16 protein-coding genes are annotated in these 14,634 nt (G+C 46.5%); 13 read left to right on the top strand and 3 right to left on the bottom strand.

Features of this window, described 5'->3' with window-relative positions; all coding sequences use genetic code 11:
• Window positions 1–8 precede the first annotated feature (8 nt).
• The 6 genes from ABID29_RS02275 (at window position 9) to ABID29_RS02250 (ending at window position 5,473) form a co-directional block, all read left to right on the top strand.
• Window positions 9–152 (top strand): nitroreductase family protein, encoded by a 144-nt coding sequence (locus ABID29_RS02275; RefSeq protein WP_354364106.1) that lies wholly within the window; start codon window positions 9–11, stop codon window positions 150–152.
• A gap of 23 nt (window positions 153–175) precedes the next feature.
• Complete coding sequence (locus tag ABID29_RS02270; protein WP_354364104.1) at window positions 176–559, top strand: nitroreductase family protein; 384 nt, start codon at window positions 176–178, stop codon at window positions 557–559.
• A 340-nt stretch (window positions 560–899) separates the two neighbouring features.
• On the top strand, window positions 900–1,919 hold the full coding sequence (locus ABID29_RS02265; RefSeq protein WP_354364103.1) for a Gfo/Idh/MocA family oxidoreductase: 1,020 nt from the start codon (window positions 900–902) through the stop codon (window positions 1,917–1,919).
• A gap of 294 nt (window positions 1,920–2,213) precedes the next feature.
• The gene (locus ABID29_RS02260) at window positions 2,214–3,041 is read left to right on the top strand and encodes an alpha/beta hydrolase (RefSeq protein ID WP_354364102.1); all 828 of its coding nucleotides are present in this window, start codon (window positions 2,214–2,216) and stop codon (window positions 3,039–3,041) included.
• Between the two features lie 518 nt (window positions 3,042–3,559).
• A complete protein-coding gene (locus ABID29_RS02255) occupies window positions 3,560–4,300 on the top strand; it encodes an esterase family protein (RefSeq protein ID WP_354364101.1) in 741 nt (246 codons plus the stop codon).
• Window positions 4,301–4,309: 9 nt separating this feature from the next.
• On the top strand, window positions 4,310–5,473 hold the full coding sequence (locus ABID29_RS02250; RefSeq protein ID WP_354364100.1) for an ATP-grasp domain-containing protein: 1,164 nt from the start codon (window positions 4,310–4,312) through the stop codon (window positions 5,471–5,473).
• 69 nt (window positions 5,474–5,542) lie between these two features.
• On the opposite strand, the gene ABID29_RS02245 is transcribed toward ABID29_RS02250, so the two are convergent.
• Window positions 5,543–6,115, bottom strand: a complete 573-nt coding sequence (locus tag ABID29_RS02245) for a hypothetical protein (RefSeq protein WP_354364099.1) — start codon at window positions 6,113–6,115, stop codon at window positions 5,543–5,545.
• 1 nt (window position 6,116) lies between these two features.
• Complete coding sequence (locus ABID29_RS02240; RefSeq protein WP_354364097.1) at window positions 6,117–6,542, bottom strand: OsmC family protein; 426 nt, start codon at window positions 6,540–6,542, stop codon at window positions 6,117–6,119.
• 106 nt (window positions 6,543–6,648) lie between these two features.
• Here ABID29_RS02240 and ABID29_RS02235 point away from each other — a divergent pair, with 106 nt between their 5' ends.
• The 6 genes from ABID29_RS02235 to ABID29_RS02210 are packed head-to-tail and all read left to right on the top strand — an operon-like array spanning window position 6,649 to window position 11,500.
• Window positions 6,649–7,026, top strand: coding sequence for a RidA family protein (locus ABID29_RS02235; protein ID WP_354364095.1), 378 nt, complete (start codon window positions 6,649–6,651; stop codon window positions 7,024–7,026).
• 31 nt (window positions 7,027–7,057) lie between these two features.
• The gene (locus tag ABID29_RS02230) at window positions 7,058–7,831 is read left to right on the top strand and encodes an alpha/beta fold hydrolase (protein WP_354364094.1); all 774 of its coding nucleotides are present in this window, start codon (window positions 7,058–7,060) and stop codon (window positions 7,829–7,831) included.
• Window positions 7,832–7,839: 8 nt separating this feature from the next.
• Window positions 7,840–8,730, top strand: coding sequence for an RNase adapter RapZ (gene rapZ / locus ABID29_RS02225; RefSeq protein ID WP_354364092.1), 891 nt, complete (start codon window positions 7,840–7,842; stop codon window positions 8,728–8,730).
• Complete coding sequence (locus ABID29_RS02220) at window positions 8,727–9,701, top strand: gluconeogenesis factor YvcK family protein (protein ID WP_354364091.1); 975 nt, start codon at window positions 8,727–8,729, stop codon at window positions 9,699–9,701. Before rapZ ends, ABID29_RS02220 begins: the two co-directional genes overlap by 4 nt.
• Window positions 9,698–10,609 carry a DNA-binding protein WhiA gene (gene whiA, locus ABID29_RS02215; RefSeq protein ID WP_354364090.1) on the top strand — a complete coding sequence of 304 codons (912 nt, stop codon included), beginning with the start codon at window positions 9,698–9,700 and terminating at the stop codon, window positions 10,607–10,609. The genes ABID29_RS02220 and whiA overlap by 4 nt, the downstream gene beginning before the upstream one ends.
• Window positions 10,610–10,624: 15 nt before the next feature.
• Complete coding sequence (locus ABID29_RS02210; protein WP_354364088.1) at window positions 10,625–11,500, top strand: aldose 1-epimerase family protein; 876 nt, start codon at window positions 10,625–10,627, stop codon at window positions 11,498–11,500.
• 506 nt (window positions 11,501–12,006) lie between these two features.
• Here ABID29_RS02210 and ABID29_RS02205 read toward each other — a convergent pair.
• Window positions 12,007–13,011, bottom strand: coding sequence for a LacI family DNA-binding transcriptional regulator (locus ABID29_RS02205; RefSeq protein ID WP_354364086.1), 1,005 nt, complete (start codon window positions 13,009–13,011; stop codon window positions 12,007–12,009).
• Between the two features lie 139 nt (window positions 13,012–13,150).
• Between ABID29_RS02205 and ABID29_RS02200 the strand changes: the two genes are divergently transcribed.
• Complete coding sequence (locus ABID29_RS02200) at window positions 13,151–14,323, top strand: galactokinase (RefSeq protein WP_354364085.1); 1,173 nt, start codon at window positions 13,151–13,153, stop codon at window positions 14,321–14,323.
• Window positions 14,324–14,634 lie beyond the last annotated feature (311 nt).

The following is a 14,634-nucleotide window of genomic DNA, read 5'->3' as shown; positions in this document are numbered from 1 at the left end:
AGTGACAGATGAATCAAACGATAGATCTTCTGCTTAGTCGCACCTCTGTCAGAGATTTCACAGATCAAAAGCTTAGGAGAGAAGAAGTTGACCTTTTGGTCCAGGCTGCTCAAGCAGCACCTACGACTTCCATAGGCAGGCCTATTCGATGATCAGTATTGATGTTGGGAAATGATTGGGAAAATTAGCAGAGCAGGGGCAGTTTCAAACTATTATGTTAGAGGTGGGACACTTTTTCATCTTCTGTAGTGACGTTAAGCGCCATGCAGATTTTGCCCAGCAAGAGGGGGATAGTTCAACCAGCTTGGCTGGATGCGGTGATGGTTGCGCTATTGATGCCACACTGGTTTCTCAAAACAGGGTCATTGCAGTGGAGTCTATGGGGCTGGGATCATGTTATATTGGGGGAATTCGTGATCGGATTGAAACGATCGCAGACTTGCTTCAATTACCAGAGCATGTTTACCCGGTCTATGGTTTGTCAGTCGGCCATCCTGCTCATCGAAATCCAGTCAAATCTCACTTTTACAGCTCTGCTATCTACCATCACAACCATTAACCTAAAGAAACACTAGCAGAAGTAGACGTTTTTCAAGAGACTAGAGCGAGATACTATGGTGGGAGAACCCTGACGAGGGCATGGCAGGTAAGGTTTTTAGGGCCTTTATTAGCCGTCTGCGCTTGCTGACGAAAGCTTTTTTGGACAAATGAGGACCGTGATATCATTGAATTGTCAGGGCTGGAATGGTAAAATATGACTATGGCTTTCAGATAAAGACCAGCGGCTATCTGAACTGAATGGATTGATCTTGGTGGGGCTTAGGACCTTCCAAGATTTTTGCCTACACTAACTCAAAAGGCAATGAGAACAAGCTCTAGGAAGAGCAAAGGAGGAACTGATGATTACAGCAGGATTTATTGGCAACGGCAAGAGCACCAATCGCTATCATTTGCCTTTTCTATTAAAGGCAGGGAAATTTAGGGTTAAGACAATCTATAACAGAAGCCTGAAGCAGGATTGGGCACCGATAGCAGGAGTTGCCTATACGACTGACTTGAGCGAGCTTTTAGAGGACCCTGAGATTGACTTGGTGGTTGTTACTACCCCAATGGAACACCACTACAGTTATGCGAAGAAGGCTTTGGAAGCTGGCAAGCATGTCTTATTGGAGAAACCTTTTGCGAAAACTGTTGCCCAGGCGGAAGAACTCTTTGCCTTGGCGGCCCAAAAAGGTGTCCAGTTGCAGGGGTATCAGAACAGACGGTTTGATTCAGATTTTTTGACAAGCCTCAAGGTTATCGAGTCTGGTAGACTGGGCAACTTGCATGAGATTGAAATGCATTTTGACTATGACAGGCCAGAGGTTCCTCACGCTGTTGAAGGATTTTCTGTAGAGACCAGTTTCCTCTACAATCATGGCTGCCACACCATTGATCAAGTCGTTTCTTATTTTGGTAAGCCAGACCGTGTGCATTACGACCTTCGTCAGCTTTTAGGCGAGGGGCGGATGAACGATTATTTTGATCTGGATCTCTATTATGGGAATCTGAAAGTTTCTATCAAATCCAGTTATTTTCGAGTGAAGCCGCGTCCGAGTTTTGTGCTTTATGGTGAAAATGGTTGCTTTATCAAGGAAGGCAAGGACAGGCAAGAAGAGGACCTCAAGCGTTTCTATATGCCGGATCAAGCTGATTTTGGCTTAGACAGACCGAGCGATTATGGCATCCTAACCTATCGTTCAGACGGTCAATACCAGGAGGAAACCTGGGTATCTGAGGTTGGGGACTATAGCCTGTTTTACGAGGCCCTCTACGAAAGTTTGACTGGACGACGTGAGCCCTTGGTTCAGAAGGAGCACACCTTGACAGTGATGGAAATCTTGGAAGAAGGTGTCCGTCTACTAGAACCAGCAAAATAGGCTGTTGAATAGGCTTTAGAAAAAGGCTGAGTGAGTTGATACTCTTAAAAAATCTAGGATAGCCCTTGCCAACTCGCTTTGATGAACACCAGTGTTATCATCAGCTTCCTTTCCTAGGCTAGATTGATTTTCGTTGAGCATGAATTGTTTCTTTTTGGATACGGCTAAAAATTTTTAGTTTCCAAGTGCTTGTATTTAGTGTATAATCTAGGAAAGCGCACCTCACAATAGAGATGTCGCTTAAGATGGCTAATCAGACACATAGCTTGAAAGAAAAAAACAGGGAGGCTCTGGATGAACAAGCATTACTTTTACCTCGACATGGAGACCCACTATCTAGACGTCCCTTATTTGGGGGAGAAGCGCCGTATCCGTGTCCTTCTACCCAAAGATTATCATGAGGACACGGAACGTCGTTATCCGGTGGTTTACATGCATGACGGTCAAAATGTTTTTTACAGCAAGGAAGCTTTTACGGGCTATTCTTGGAAGGTCATTCCGACTCTCAAGCGCAATCCAGATATTCCACGGATGATTGTTGTCGGCATTGATAATCATATCTCTCGCCTGAACGAATATGCCCCCTGGCGCTTTTCCAATGTGATTTCACCAGAGGACCAGGATATGGGGGGTAAGGGACTTGAATATGCAGAGTTTGTCATGGAAGTAGTCAAGCCCTTTATCGATAAGCAGTATCGGACCAAGGCAGACCGGAAACACACTGCCATGGTAGGGTCTTCCCTTGGAGGCAATATTACCCAGTTCATGGGGGTTGTTTACCAGGAGCAAATCGGTAGCCTGGGTGTCTTTTCATCCGCTAACTGGCTCAATCGAGCGGAGTTTGATCGATTTATCAAGCGTCATAGCCTGGATCCTGACCAGAGGGTTTACATTCAGGTTGGGACCGATGAGGGCGATGATACGGATGCGACCTTGACTCAGGGCAATATCAAGCAACTCTATATCGATGAATCCCTGCTATACTACCGTCAGCTCCTAGAGGCAGGCTTGCCCCTAGAGCATATCAAACTGAATGTCATTGTCGGTGCTATCCACCACGAGCATGTCTGGGCCAGTTATCTGCCAGAGTGCCTGCGCTTCTTAAGCGAGGAATGGGAATAAAAAAGAGCGTGCGCAAATGAAAATGCGCGACGCTTTTTTGATCAAAACAGCGCTTGCTGATCTGGTTAAGCTGTAAGAATTAAGAAAATGAGGAGCATTGCAGAGCAAGAGGGGAACTGGCCAACTGTTGCTTTAGTCTTGTCAGAGTCAATTAGAGCAAGTCTAACCATGAGTCGAAGTGAACGGCTCATTACATTAAATAATAAGTAGCTCGCGTCGCATAAGACCAAGGTAGTTCATGCTAATCTAGTGATGTGGGAGGTTGTTTTAATTGCCAGATAGCTTGACATCTTGCTTTTAGGAGACAGGCTATTATAGGACAGGGACTGTTTGCTGAAGTGGAAGAGTTGTGACGCAGTAGTGGGTGTTTTCTTTCGCCCTCCTGCGTGTAAGGGACCACTTTAAAGTAATGCTCAATCAAAGAAAACAGTTACAAGGAGGTTTTGTTGTAATTTTCAGAATTTTATGGTAAAATAACAGTAGACCTATATTACTATAAGAATGAATGAGGATTTCCTATGCATTTTGAAGCGTTAAGTCACTGGTCCGGTCAGTTGGGACGGGAAATGGTTTTAAACCGATATGGCCATGCAGGGATGCCAGTTGTCGTTTTTCCGTCATCTGGTGGCAGCCATAATGAGTATGCTGATTTTGGCATGATTGAGGCTTGTCAGACTTTTATTGAGGCTGGTAAGATCCAATTTTTCACCCTGAGTTCCATCGATTGTGAAAGCTGGTTGGCAGATGACAAGCCGATTCACGACAGAGCCTTGGCCCATCAGGCCTATGATCGCTATGTGATCTCAGAAGCTATCCCTTTCATCAAGCATAAGACCGGTTGGTTCGATGCCATGATGACAACTGGCTGTTCGATGGGAGCTTACCATGCGCTGAATTTCTTCCTCCAGCACCCAGATGTTTTCAGCAAGGTCATTGCTCTGTCTGGTGTCTATGACGCTCGTTTCTTCGGGGGTGATTTTGGAGATGATTTGGCAGTCTATTACAATTCTCCGGCGGACTATATTTGGCAGCAAAACGACGGCTGGTTTATTGACCGCTACCGCCGAGCGGATATTGTTGTCTGTACAGGGCTTGGTGCCTGGGAGCAGGATGGCTTGCCGTCTTACTATCAGTTGAAGGAGGCCTTTGCCCAGAAGCAGCTTCCTGCTTGGTTTGATGAGTGGGGGACAGATGTTGCCCACGACTGGGAATGGTGGCGCGTGCAAATGCCTTATTTTCTGACAGCACTAGGATTTTAGGAGGTTTTTATGAATTATTTAGTCCTTTCGCCTTATTATCCTGAAAATTTTCAACAATTTTCTATTGAATTAGCCAAGAAAGGCATCACGGTTTTAGCCATTGGTCAGGAGCCATACGAACAGCTTGGCCACGGCCTGCAAGCAGCTCTAACAGAGTATTTCCGAGTGGAAGATCTAGAAAATCTAGATGAAGTTAAGAGAGCAGCGGCCTTCCTCTTTTACAAGCATGGCCCCTTTGATCGGATCGAGTCTCAAAATGAACATTGGCTAGAGCACGATGCAGCCTTGCGGGAGCAGTTCAATGTGTTTGGCATGCGCTACAAGCATTTGAAAAAGACCAAGTTCAAGTCTAAGATGAAGAAGTACTTCAAAAAGGCAGGAATCCCTGTTGTGCCTGGCAAGGTGGCAGAAGAGCTGAAGGATGTTGATAAAATCGTCAAAAAAATAGGCCTCCCCTTGATTGCCAAGCCAGATAGTGGTGTCGGAGCTTCGGGTGTCTTTAAGTTGACGGATGAAGCTTCTGTCGAGGCCTTCAAGGAAGCCTGGGATGGGGAGACACCGTATTTTCTGGAAGCTTTCGTGGACAAGGCGGTTGTCTGCACTTATGACGGCCTAGTTGATCGCGACGGTAACATCATTTACGAGACTAGCTTGACCTATAACAACACCCCCTTTGACATGGTTCAACATCAGCTGGATATGGGCTACTATGCTGAGAAAGAGATTGATCCTGTCCTAAGAGATTACGGTCGGGCAGCGGTCAAGGCCTTTGGTATGAAGGAGCGCTTCTTCCATATCGAGTTTTTCCGCTACGAAGATGGTTCCTATGTGGCAATCGAGTACAACAACCGCGCTGCAGGTGGTTACACCGTTGATGTATATAACCATGGTCATCGGATTAACCTCTTCCACGATTATGCTACCATGATAGCTGGCGAGACCTTGCCTGAGCGAGACTTCTCCCAGTATTCCTTTGTGGTGTCGCGACGCCATCAGACCAGTTACCGCTACAGCGATGAGGCTATCAAGGCTAAGTATGGTCAGTACCTGATTGATCAGAAGGATTTAAAAGGTGCCTTCTCGGAATTGCTGGGTGATGTCAATTATTTCTTTGTATTTGACGAGACAGAAATGATTGATGAGATTTATTCCTTTGTGACAGAGAATCAATAGAAAGAAGGAAAACACACCTCTAAACCAAAAGGTAGGTTGGAATAGGAGGTGTGTTTTGCTATTCTATAATCAAATAGATTTGATGAGATGGACAGCATCAGAAGTGGTGCGATGGTCTGATTCGTACCCCATGCTTTGAAAGAAATCTAAGTCAACCGAATCAGCAGATGGGAGGATTAGGCGAAGCGTCTGTCCTGGATATTGATTTCTAAGATAATCTTCGAGGGTTTGGTAAAAGACTTGCCTAATTTCCTGATCCATCCATTCAGGAGTCAGGTGAGGGTGCAACAACAAGTCTTTCCCCTGGATGTCTACTTGGCAAAGTCCTAAAAGAGCGCCATTACGCAGGATTTGTAGGTGGAAGCTGACCTCCGCATGAACTTTTGGGAGCGGTTCAGTTATTTGCCAGCGCTTCAGTAGCTCTCTTGCTTCTTCTGGGCTTAGAGGATAGGCATAGTAGGAAGGTTTGTTCAATAACTTTTGAAAGTTTTTCTCCAGGTTTTTAATCCGCCTTTTCTGGACATCGGGATTGTCTGTTTGATAGACGTAATCGGCATAACCTTTTTGAAAGGCAGGGATCATTTGATCAAATAACTCCGCAATAGGCGCTGAAAAGCGATCGCTGAGGCTAATCGGTGGCATGCTATTCTCCTAAATCAATGGGATCAGTCCAAGAAACGGTTTCTAGAGTAACAGTCTTGGCCTGAGCGAGTAATTTGGAAACAGGGCAACGCTGATCTGCTTCTTGGACAATGGCTTGTGCTTCATCTAATGAGAGGCCTTGAATACTGGCCTGCCCCAATACTTGAAAATAATAGCCCGCCTGTTCAGGTTCTTTGACAAGATCCACAGTAACAGAGACAGCTGATTTGGTTGAGAGGCCTCTAGCCTCCAAGAGGGCTTCGATAGTTGCATTGAGACAGGTCGACCAGGCGAGGGCAAGTAATTCTTCAGGATTGAAACCAGGCTGATCATTAAGCGGATGGCTGGTGGGAACAGGTTTGCCATTTGACAGCTGGGCGGTCCCATTGATGCCTTGGTGGTTAAGGGCAGTGACAGAGTAGAGCATAAGAGCCTCCTGAGGTACTTTTTTTCTATTTTATCAAAAAATGGGCTATCCTAAAACGAAAAGCCTGGAATATGCTATAATATTAGAAAACAAAAGGAGTTCAAACATGACGATTATTCATACAGACAAAGCACCAGCGGCTATCGGACCTTACGTTCAAGGGAAAGTGGTAGGCAACCTTTTATTTGCTAGCGGTCAAGTGCCACTTTCACCTGAAACGGGAGAGGTTGTTGGTGATACCATTGAGGCTCAGACAGAGCAGGTTTTAAAAAATATTGCAGCCATATTGGAGGCTGCAGGGACTGACTTTAGCCGTGTGGTAAAGACGACTTGTTTCCTTAAGGATATGAACGATTTTGCAGCCTTTAACGCAGTCTATGCCACGGCTTTTAAAGAGAGTTTTCCTGCACGTTCTGCGGTTGAAGTGGCTCGCTTGCCAAGAGACGTTAAGGTTGAGATCGAAGTGATTGCAGAAGTTGGTTAAGTGAGGATCGAAGGGAGGTTGAGGGAATAGGATGACCAAGGAAATTATTTTGATTCATGGGACCTGGTGCGATGGCAAGGTCTGGGGAGACTTTGCTAGCCAGCTAGAGAAAATGGGCTTGGTGGTTCATACGCCAAGTTTACGATACCATGACCTGCCTTATGCTGAGGTTGAAGCCAAGGTTGGTGCGGTGACCTTAACGGATTATGCAGATGATTTGGTAGCCTTAGTGGAGAGTTTGCCAGAACCGCCCTTGCTTTTGGGGCATTCTTTAGGCTGTTTATTGGCACAAATTGTTGCGGAGCGGACGCCCGTAGAAGGCATGATCTTAATGGGACCAGCCCCAACAGCAGATATTTTTGCCCTATATCCAACCATGATTCGGTGTTTTCTAAAGCACTTTTTGCGCTGGGGTTTTTGGAAAAAACCTATGCCACCTTACAAGGAAGAATTTTTTAAGTATTGTTTAAATGCTCAAGATCAATCACTGAAGGAAGAAATCTTTAACGGTTTAGTGCCAGAATCAGGTAAGGTGTACGCCCAGATGGCCTTTCCCTTTGCCGATAAAAGCAGAGCTGGTCGGGTAGACTTTAGTAAGATCACAGGACCAGTTCTCGTCATCACAGGGAGTGAGGACAAGATGACAGTCTCTGCTATTGCCAGAAAAACAGCCAAGAACTACCCTGGCTCATGTTTGGTATCCATCACTGGAGCTGATCACATGTATGAATCAGGAAGATTCAAGCACCAGACCTTAGCGGTAATCGAGGGCTGGTTGCGAGAGAAGGCATTTATTGCCAGATAGGAGGAAATATGACGGATAAACCCTTGCAGTTGGTTGTGATTACGGGAATGAGCGGAGCCGGCAAAACCGTTGCAATCCAGTCCTTTGAAGACATGGGCTACTTTACCATTGATAATATGCCACCAGCCTTGTTGCCAAAATTCATTGAACTCTTGCAGAGCAATAAGGACAATGATCGTGTCGCAGTTGTGGTTGATATGCGCAGTCGGTCCTTTTTTGCGGCAGGTGGCTCTATCCTGGATCAGTTAGACAGTGATTTGAGTGTTGATTTGAAGATTCTCTTTCTCGATGCGACGGATGGGGAGTTGGTTGCCCGCTACAAGGAGACCCGTAGAAGCCACCCTATGGCTGCAGATGGGCGAGTGCTCGAAGGGATTGCCAAGGAACGGGAGCTTTTAGCACCGCTTAAGAGCAGTAGCCAGCATGTGATTGATACGACAGAATTAACGCCACGAAAATTGCGCCAGGCCATCATTGATAGTTTTTCAGATGGGCAGGAGCAGTCGACCTTCCGGATCGAGGTGGTCAGTTTTGGCTTCAAATACGGTCTACCGCTGGATGCGGACCTGGTGTTTGACGTGCGTTTTTTACCCAACCCGCACTACCTTCCAGAGTTGAGGCCACAGACGGGCTTGGATCAGCCAGTTTATGACTATGTCATGGGCCATGATGCCTCGGAAGCCTTTTACCAGAGCCTACTAGATCTCTTGGTTCCAATTTTACCAGGCTATCAAAAGGAAGGAAAGTCTGTTTTGACCATCGCTATCGGCTGTACAGGTGGTCAACACCGTTCGGTTGCTTTTGCTAAGCGGCTATCAGAAGAATTAGCCCAAGATTGGCCGGTCAATGCCAGTCATAGGGACAAAGATCTGAGGAAAGAGACGGTCAATCGGTCATGAGAAAACCACGTATTGTTGTGATTGGAGGAGGGACTGGCATCCCAGTTATTCTAAACAGCCTCCGCAAGCAAAATGCTGACATTACTGCTATTGTGACGGTAGCTGATGACGGTGGTTCTTCTGGCCAGTTACGAGAGACCTTGCGTTTGACGCCTCCAGGTGACCTCCGAAATGTCTTAGTTGCCATGTCTGATATGCCTAAGACCTACGAGCAGATTTTCCAGTACCGTTTTCACGAAGACGATGGCCCTTGGGCTGGCCATCCTCTTGGCAATATCATTATTGCCGGCATTTCAGAGATGAAGGGATCAACCTACAATGCCATGCAGCTCCTGGCGCAATTTTTCCACGTGACAGGTAAAATCTACCCATCGAGCGAGCAGGCCTTGACCCTGCATGCTGTCTTTCAAGATGGGACCGAAGTGGTAGGAGAGAGCCAACTGGCCAAGCATGCTGGCTTGATTGATTATGTTTATGTCACTAATTCCTATAATGATCAAAAGCCCAAGGCGAGCCGCAAGGTGGTTTCTGCCATCATGGAAGCGGACATGGTTGTCTTGGGGCCCGGCTCCTTGTTCACCTCTATTTTGCCCAACTTAGTGATTCCAGAAATCCAGCAGGCCTTATTGGAGACGACAGCAGAAGTGGTCTATGTCTGCAATATTATGACCCAGCGCGGTGAGACGGAACACTTTACGGATGCGGATCACGTCAAGGTCCTCAACCGTCATTTTGAGCGTCCTTTTGTGGACACTGTCTTGGTCAATATCAAGGAAGTTCCACAAGACTATATGGCGGTTCATGCATTTGATGAATATTTGGTTCAGGTGGTGCATGATTTTAAGGGCTTGCAGAGTCAAGCCAAGCGGATTATATCCTCTAATTTCTTAAGGTTGGAAAATGGCGGAGCTTTTCATGATGGGGACCTAGTGGTAGAAGAATTGATGAACATCATCAGGGTGAAGCGGTGAGTTTTACGGTAAAAGTCAAGGAAGAATTGATCAGCCTCTCTACTCACGAAGCCTTTGAATTAGCAGCCATTATCAAACTGTCAGGCAGTCTGGGGCTGGGCCAAGACGGTCTGACCCTGTCTATCACAACTGAAAATGCCAAGGTTGCCCGCCACGTTTATGAACTGATTCTCAAACATTACGCCATCAAGGCTGAGATTCGCTATCACCAAAAGACCAATCTTAGGAAAAACCGAGTTTACCAGGTGTTTTTAGAAGAAGGTGTCCAGACGGTCCTCAATGAACTACACCTGGCGGATAGTTTTTTTGGCTTGGAGACAGGAATTGACCAGAGGATTTTAGGGCAAGAGGAAGCCAGTCGTGCCTATTTACGAGGAGCTTTTTTAGCGAGTGGATCTGTGAAAGATCCCGAAAAAGGGCGCTACCAGCTAGAAATTAGCTCAATCTATACCGACCACGCTCAGGATTTGGCGCAGTTGATGCAAGGTTTCCTTTTAGATGCCAAGGTCATTGAGCGTAAAAAAGGATCGGTCACCTACCTTCAGCGAGCTGAGGACATCATGGATTTTTTCATCGTGATTGGTGCCATGGCGGCAAGAGATAGCTTTGAAGAGGTCAAGATTCTACGGGAAACCCGCAATGATTTGAACCGCGCCAATAACGTAGAAACCGCTAATATCGCGAGGACTGTCACAGCCAGTGTCCGAACCATCAATAACATTATCAAGTTGGACGGTCAGTTGGGACTGGATAATTTGCCAGCGGACCTTCGAGAGGTAGCGATCCTGAGGATGGAACACCCGGACTATTCGATTCAGGAATTAGCCGATAGTTTGACGGTCCCGATCACCAAAAGCGGAGTGAATCACCGTCTGCGCAAGCTCAACAAGCTTGCGGATGATTTATAGGAGAAGGAGACAGCCATGTATCAGTTGAAAAATGACCACTTAAGACTTTTGGTAACTGACCAAGGGGCCATGCTGACCTCTATCCAGTCAGTTACTGGCCTGGAATACCTTTGGCAGGGCGATCCAGCTCATTGGGCAGGCCAAGCTCCGATTTGTTTTCCCATTTGTGGGGGCTTACGCCATGGCAGAGCAGTCACCAGGAGTCAGAAGGCTATCGTTTTGGGGCGGCATGGGTTTGCTAGGAACAGTCGCTTTGACTTGGTAGAGCAAGAGGCAGACAGGCTCCTATTTCGTTTGCAATCTAACTCAGAGACGCTTTCGATGTTTCCATTTGAGTTTGCTTTGGAGATTCAATACCGTCTGGTAGACGATTACGTAAGGGTTACCTATGCTGTCACCAATCCTGCTGCAGAAGTGCTTCCCTTTTTCATCGGAGGCCATCCAGCCTTTAACTGTCCGATTGAGGAGCATCTGGATTTCTCAGATTACGACGTACGGTTTGATCAGGAAATTGCGACGCAGGTCTTGTCCAATTGTGAGGGCGGCCTCTTATCGTCGGAAAATCGGGTTCAGCTGGACTTTGATGGTCGACACCTACCGCTCAAGCAGGAACTCTTTAAGGACGGGGCCCTGATCTTTGACCAGATCACCAGTAAAGCGGTGACCTTGACAAGTCCCAAAGGCTCTCATGGCCTTGAATTGACCTACCCCGATTTTAAGAATTTACTGATTTGGTCCAGTGGTACAAACGCACCCTTTGTGGCCTTAGAGCCATGGAACGGTCTGGCTACTCTGATAGAAGAATCCGATATTTTTGAGGAAAAAAGAGACCTGCAACTCGCCTTGCCAGGAGAAACCAAGGCCTATACCTATAGCATGCGTTTCTTTTAATAGATTTGGAAGCAGTCCCGAGCGTGCGTGAGACTAACCTCCTTTACAGCTAGAAAGCTGTGGGGGATTTGACGTCAAGAGCTGAGCTGCGATGTGCTGAATTATTATCGGATCTAGTCTTAACCGTCTAACTCATAAGAAAGAGCCGGTAACTTCGTCATACATTACCAGAAATGAAACCGAAAGGCCAAGCCTTCACCAAGTGTATCCTGCTCATAAGGATTTTGTAGTAGGTGTTTTATAGAGGCCTTGACCGTTGAGAAACCAATCGATCCACTTTGCCGATGAGCGTTTAACAGGCTTGGCTCAAGCAAGAGCCTAAAAGTCTGCACAAAATGTAAAAAGCGACCACCTAGCATCCTAGCCAATAGAATACTATAGTGGTCGCCTTTTAGTTGCTAGTCTTGTCGTTAACTAGTGCAAAATGTTAAATGTGAAAATCTTTGTAAGTCAGATGCTATTTCATGCAGCTAAGAGGGATGCTAGTCCAAGATTGAGGCTAGATTTCACAGACTCGAATCTTTCAGGTTGAGTTGGGTCGCCAGGTTGATCTGTTTGAGAGGCATTTGTCCATCCTCCTTGTTGAGCTGATCTTGGATTAAGTCAACAGCGGCAGCTCCCATCTCCTTTGTAAAGACGGTCACGCTGGATAAGCTGGGATAGACATAGTTGGTCACGGCTGTGTCATTAAAGGAAATTAAACTGACCCGTTCAGGAACAGGGATTCCTTGTTCTTGTAGGGCTTTTAAGGCTCCGATCGCCATGCTGTCGTTGGCGATAAAGAAGGCCTGGGGCAAATCCTCTCCCAAATCATCAATCAACTCTGTCATCAGTTGATAGCCACTTTCTGCGGAGAAGGTCCCGATTTTAACCCATTCAGCCTGGAAGGCCTTCTTATCTGTCAGGAATTGTTTGAAAATGGGCAGACGTGGATCCAACAAGGCCTCTACCTGATCTGAGGTGCTCTCTTGCCCAGCTAACATGCCAATTTTATGGAGATTGTTTTTCCAAAAATGCTGGAGGGCAGCCTTGACGCCGAATTCGAAGTCGGTGGTCACGCAGGAATAACCTCTGGCCAGGGTATTGCTATCGACGAAGACGAGTACTGACGTATAGCTAGCCAATTTTTTGATTTGAGCTCTGCTAAATTTCCCGATGGCGATGGCTGCATCCGCTTGGGCAATAGGTTCCAAGGCTTCTTGATGGAAGATGCGGATGATTTCAAAGCCCAGGTCCTGGGCTCTTTTTTCAAGGCCAATGCGGATGGCGTAGTAGTAGAGATCATCTAATTCTGCGTGCTGATCGTACCACTGAATGACGGCTAGTTTAGGATGGCTCTGCTTAAGCGGTGTCTTTTTCTTATGCTTGGTATAATTCAACTCATCTGCAATATCAAAAATTCTCTTTCGGGTTTCATCGCTGACGGATAGGGTAGGATCGTAATTAAGAACCCGAGAGACAGTGGCGCTAGATACCCCAGCTTCGGTAGCGATGTCTTTAATCGTAGCCATGACATTCCTCCTTGTTTTTCCTTTTATTATACCATGAAAGCTCATTGGGGTAAATCAAACTATGTTTTTAGTAAAATAATTGAAAAATTTACTAAAATATGACATAATAGACTTATAAAACGGTTACAAGGAGTTTTTTATGAACACAGAACAATTACAACAAGCTTTTTTGGACATTTTTGGTGAGCAAGCGGATGCGACCTTCTTCTCACCAGGTCGGATTAACCTAATCGGGGAACACACTGACTACAACGGTGGCCATGTCTTCCCAGCAGCCATTACCTTGGGAACCTATGGGGCTGCCAGAAACCGTGAGGACAAGATATTGCGCTTTTACTCAGGAAACTTTGAAGAGGTTGGGATCATCGAAGTGGACCTAGACAATCTAGTCTTTGACGAGAAAGACAATTGGACCAACTATGCCAAGGGGGTGCTCAAGTTCCTAAAAGAAGCAGGCCACACCATTGATACTGGCTTTGATGTTTATGTCTATGGTACGATTCCAAACGGGGCAGGCTTATCTTCATCCGCTTCATTGGAGCTATTGATTGGGATCATCGCTGAAGAACTCTATGATCTCAAACTCGATCGTCTGGACTTGGTCAAAATCGGCAAGAAAACGGAGAATGAATTTATCGGTGTTAACTCTGGGATCATGGATCAGTTTGCCATCGGGATGGGGGCTGACAGCTCTGCCATTTACCTAGACACCAATACGCTTGAGTACGACCTGGTGCCTCTGGACTTGGGGGACCATGTCATTGTCATCATGAACACCAACAAACGCCGCGAATTGGCAGATTCCAAGTACAACGAACGCCGTTCGGAGTGTGAAACAGCGGTGGAAGAGCTTAACAAGGTGCTGGACATCAAGACCTTGGGCGAGTTGACCAGTACCGAATTTGACCAGTATGCCTACCTGATCAAGGACGCCAACCGCATCAAGCGGGCCCGTCATGCTGTCTCTGAAAATGAGCGGACCCTGCGTGCCTTGGAAGCCTTGAAAGCTGGCAAGTTGGATGAATTTGGTCGCTTGGTCAATGCTTCTCATGTGTCTCTGGAGCATGACTACGAAGTGACGGGCATCGAGTTGGATACTCTGGCCCATACTGCCTGGGAACAAGAAGGTGTTCTGGGTGCCCGCATGACGGGTGCAGGTTTCGGTGGCTGCGGTATCGCTATTGTGCAAAAAGAAAAGGTGGATAGCTTTACGGAAAATGTCGGTCGCATCTACACCGAAACCATCGGCTACAAACCAAGCTTCTACATAGCTGAAATAGCAGGTGGCAGCCGTGTCTTGTCAAGGAAATAAAAGTTTATATCCTGTAGTTGATTAAGATGGATTTAGGCGACGTAGTCGCCCCCTACTTTGCTCTCCGCCGTAGTGAAAGCCACCAAACTAGAGGTTTGGTGGCGGGGGTCGGTAAGACTTTGGCTTGCCGAAAAGGAATGGAACTGTGAAGAATAGTCGCGACGGTTAGTTTTTGAACTCGATAATAGTCCAAAAACTGACCTAGTGCAGACAGTCCGCCGAGACCTGATAGGGTTTGGCCTCTAAGGTCTGCCTTCCGCCCTCACTACTTAAGGAAAGCAAATAAAATTTTGCAGGAACGTTAGAGAAAA

Source organism: Streptococcus rupicaprae, assembly GCF_040545225.1.
In the GTDB taxonomy this organism is placed as follows: Bacteria; Bacillota; Bacilli; order Lactobacillales; family Streptococcaceae; genus Streptococcus; species Streptococcus rupicaprae.
Note: the sequence above shows the minus strand (reverse complement) of the source record. Positions and strands in the feature narration are given on the sequence as shown.

Coding starts and splice junctions, on each gene's coding strand:
- ABID29_RS02200 (WP_354364085.1), top strand. CDS start 13,151: ATGAACACAGAACAATTACAACAAGCTTTTTTGGACATTTTTGGTGAG.
- ABID29_RS02220 (WP_354364091.1), top strand. CDS start 8,727: ATGAGAAAACCACGTATTGTTGTGATTGGAGGAGGGACTGGCATCCCA.
- rapZ (WP_354364092.1), top strand. CDS start 7,840: ATGACGGATAAACCCTTGCAGTTGGTTGTGATTACGGGAATGAGCGGA.
- ABID29_RS02260 (WP_354364102.1), top strand. CDS start 2,214: ATGAACAAGCATTACTTTTACCTCGACATGGAGACCCACTATCTAGAC.
- ABID29_RS02245 (WP_354364099.1), bottom strand. CDS start 6,115: ATGCCACCGATTAGCCTCAGCGATCGCTTTTCAGCGCCTATTGCGGAG.
- ABID29_RS02205 (WP_354364086.1), bottom strand. CDS start 13,011: ATGGCTACGATTAAAGACATCGCTACCGAAGCTGGGGTATCTAGCGCC.
- ABID29_RS02235 (WP_354364095.1), top strand. CDS start 6,649: ATGACGATTATTCATACAGACAAAGCACCAGCGGCTATCGGACCTTAC.
- ABID29_RS02250 (WP_354364100.1), top strand. CDS start 4,310: ATGAATTATTTAGTCCTTTCGCCTTATTATCCTGAAAATTTTCAACAA.
- ABID29_RS02255 (WP_354364101.1), top strand. CDS start 3,560: ATGCATTTTGAAGCGTTAAGTCACTGGTCCGGTCAGTTGGGACGGGAA.
- ABID29_RS02210 (WP_354364088.1), top strand. CDS start 10,625: ATGTATCAGTTGAAAAATGACCACTTAAGACTTTTGGTAACTGACCAA.
- ABID29_RS02265 (WP_354364103.1), top strand. CDS start 900: ATGATTACAGCAGGATTTATTGGCAACGGCAAGAGCACCAATCGCTAT.
- ABID29_RS02275 (WP_354364106.1), top strand. CDS start 9: ATGAATCAAACGATAGATCTTCTGCTTAGTCGCACCTCTGTCAGAGAT.
- ABID29_RS02230 (WP_354364094.1), top strand. CDS start 7,058: ATGACCAAGGAAATTATTTTGATTCATGGGACCTGGTGCGATGGCAAG.
- ABID29_RS02240 (WP_354364097.1), bottom strand. CDS start 6,542: ATGCTCTACTCTGTCACTGCCCTTAACCACCAAGGCATCAATGGGACC.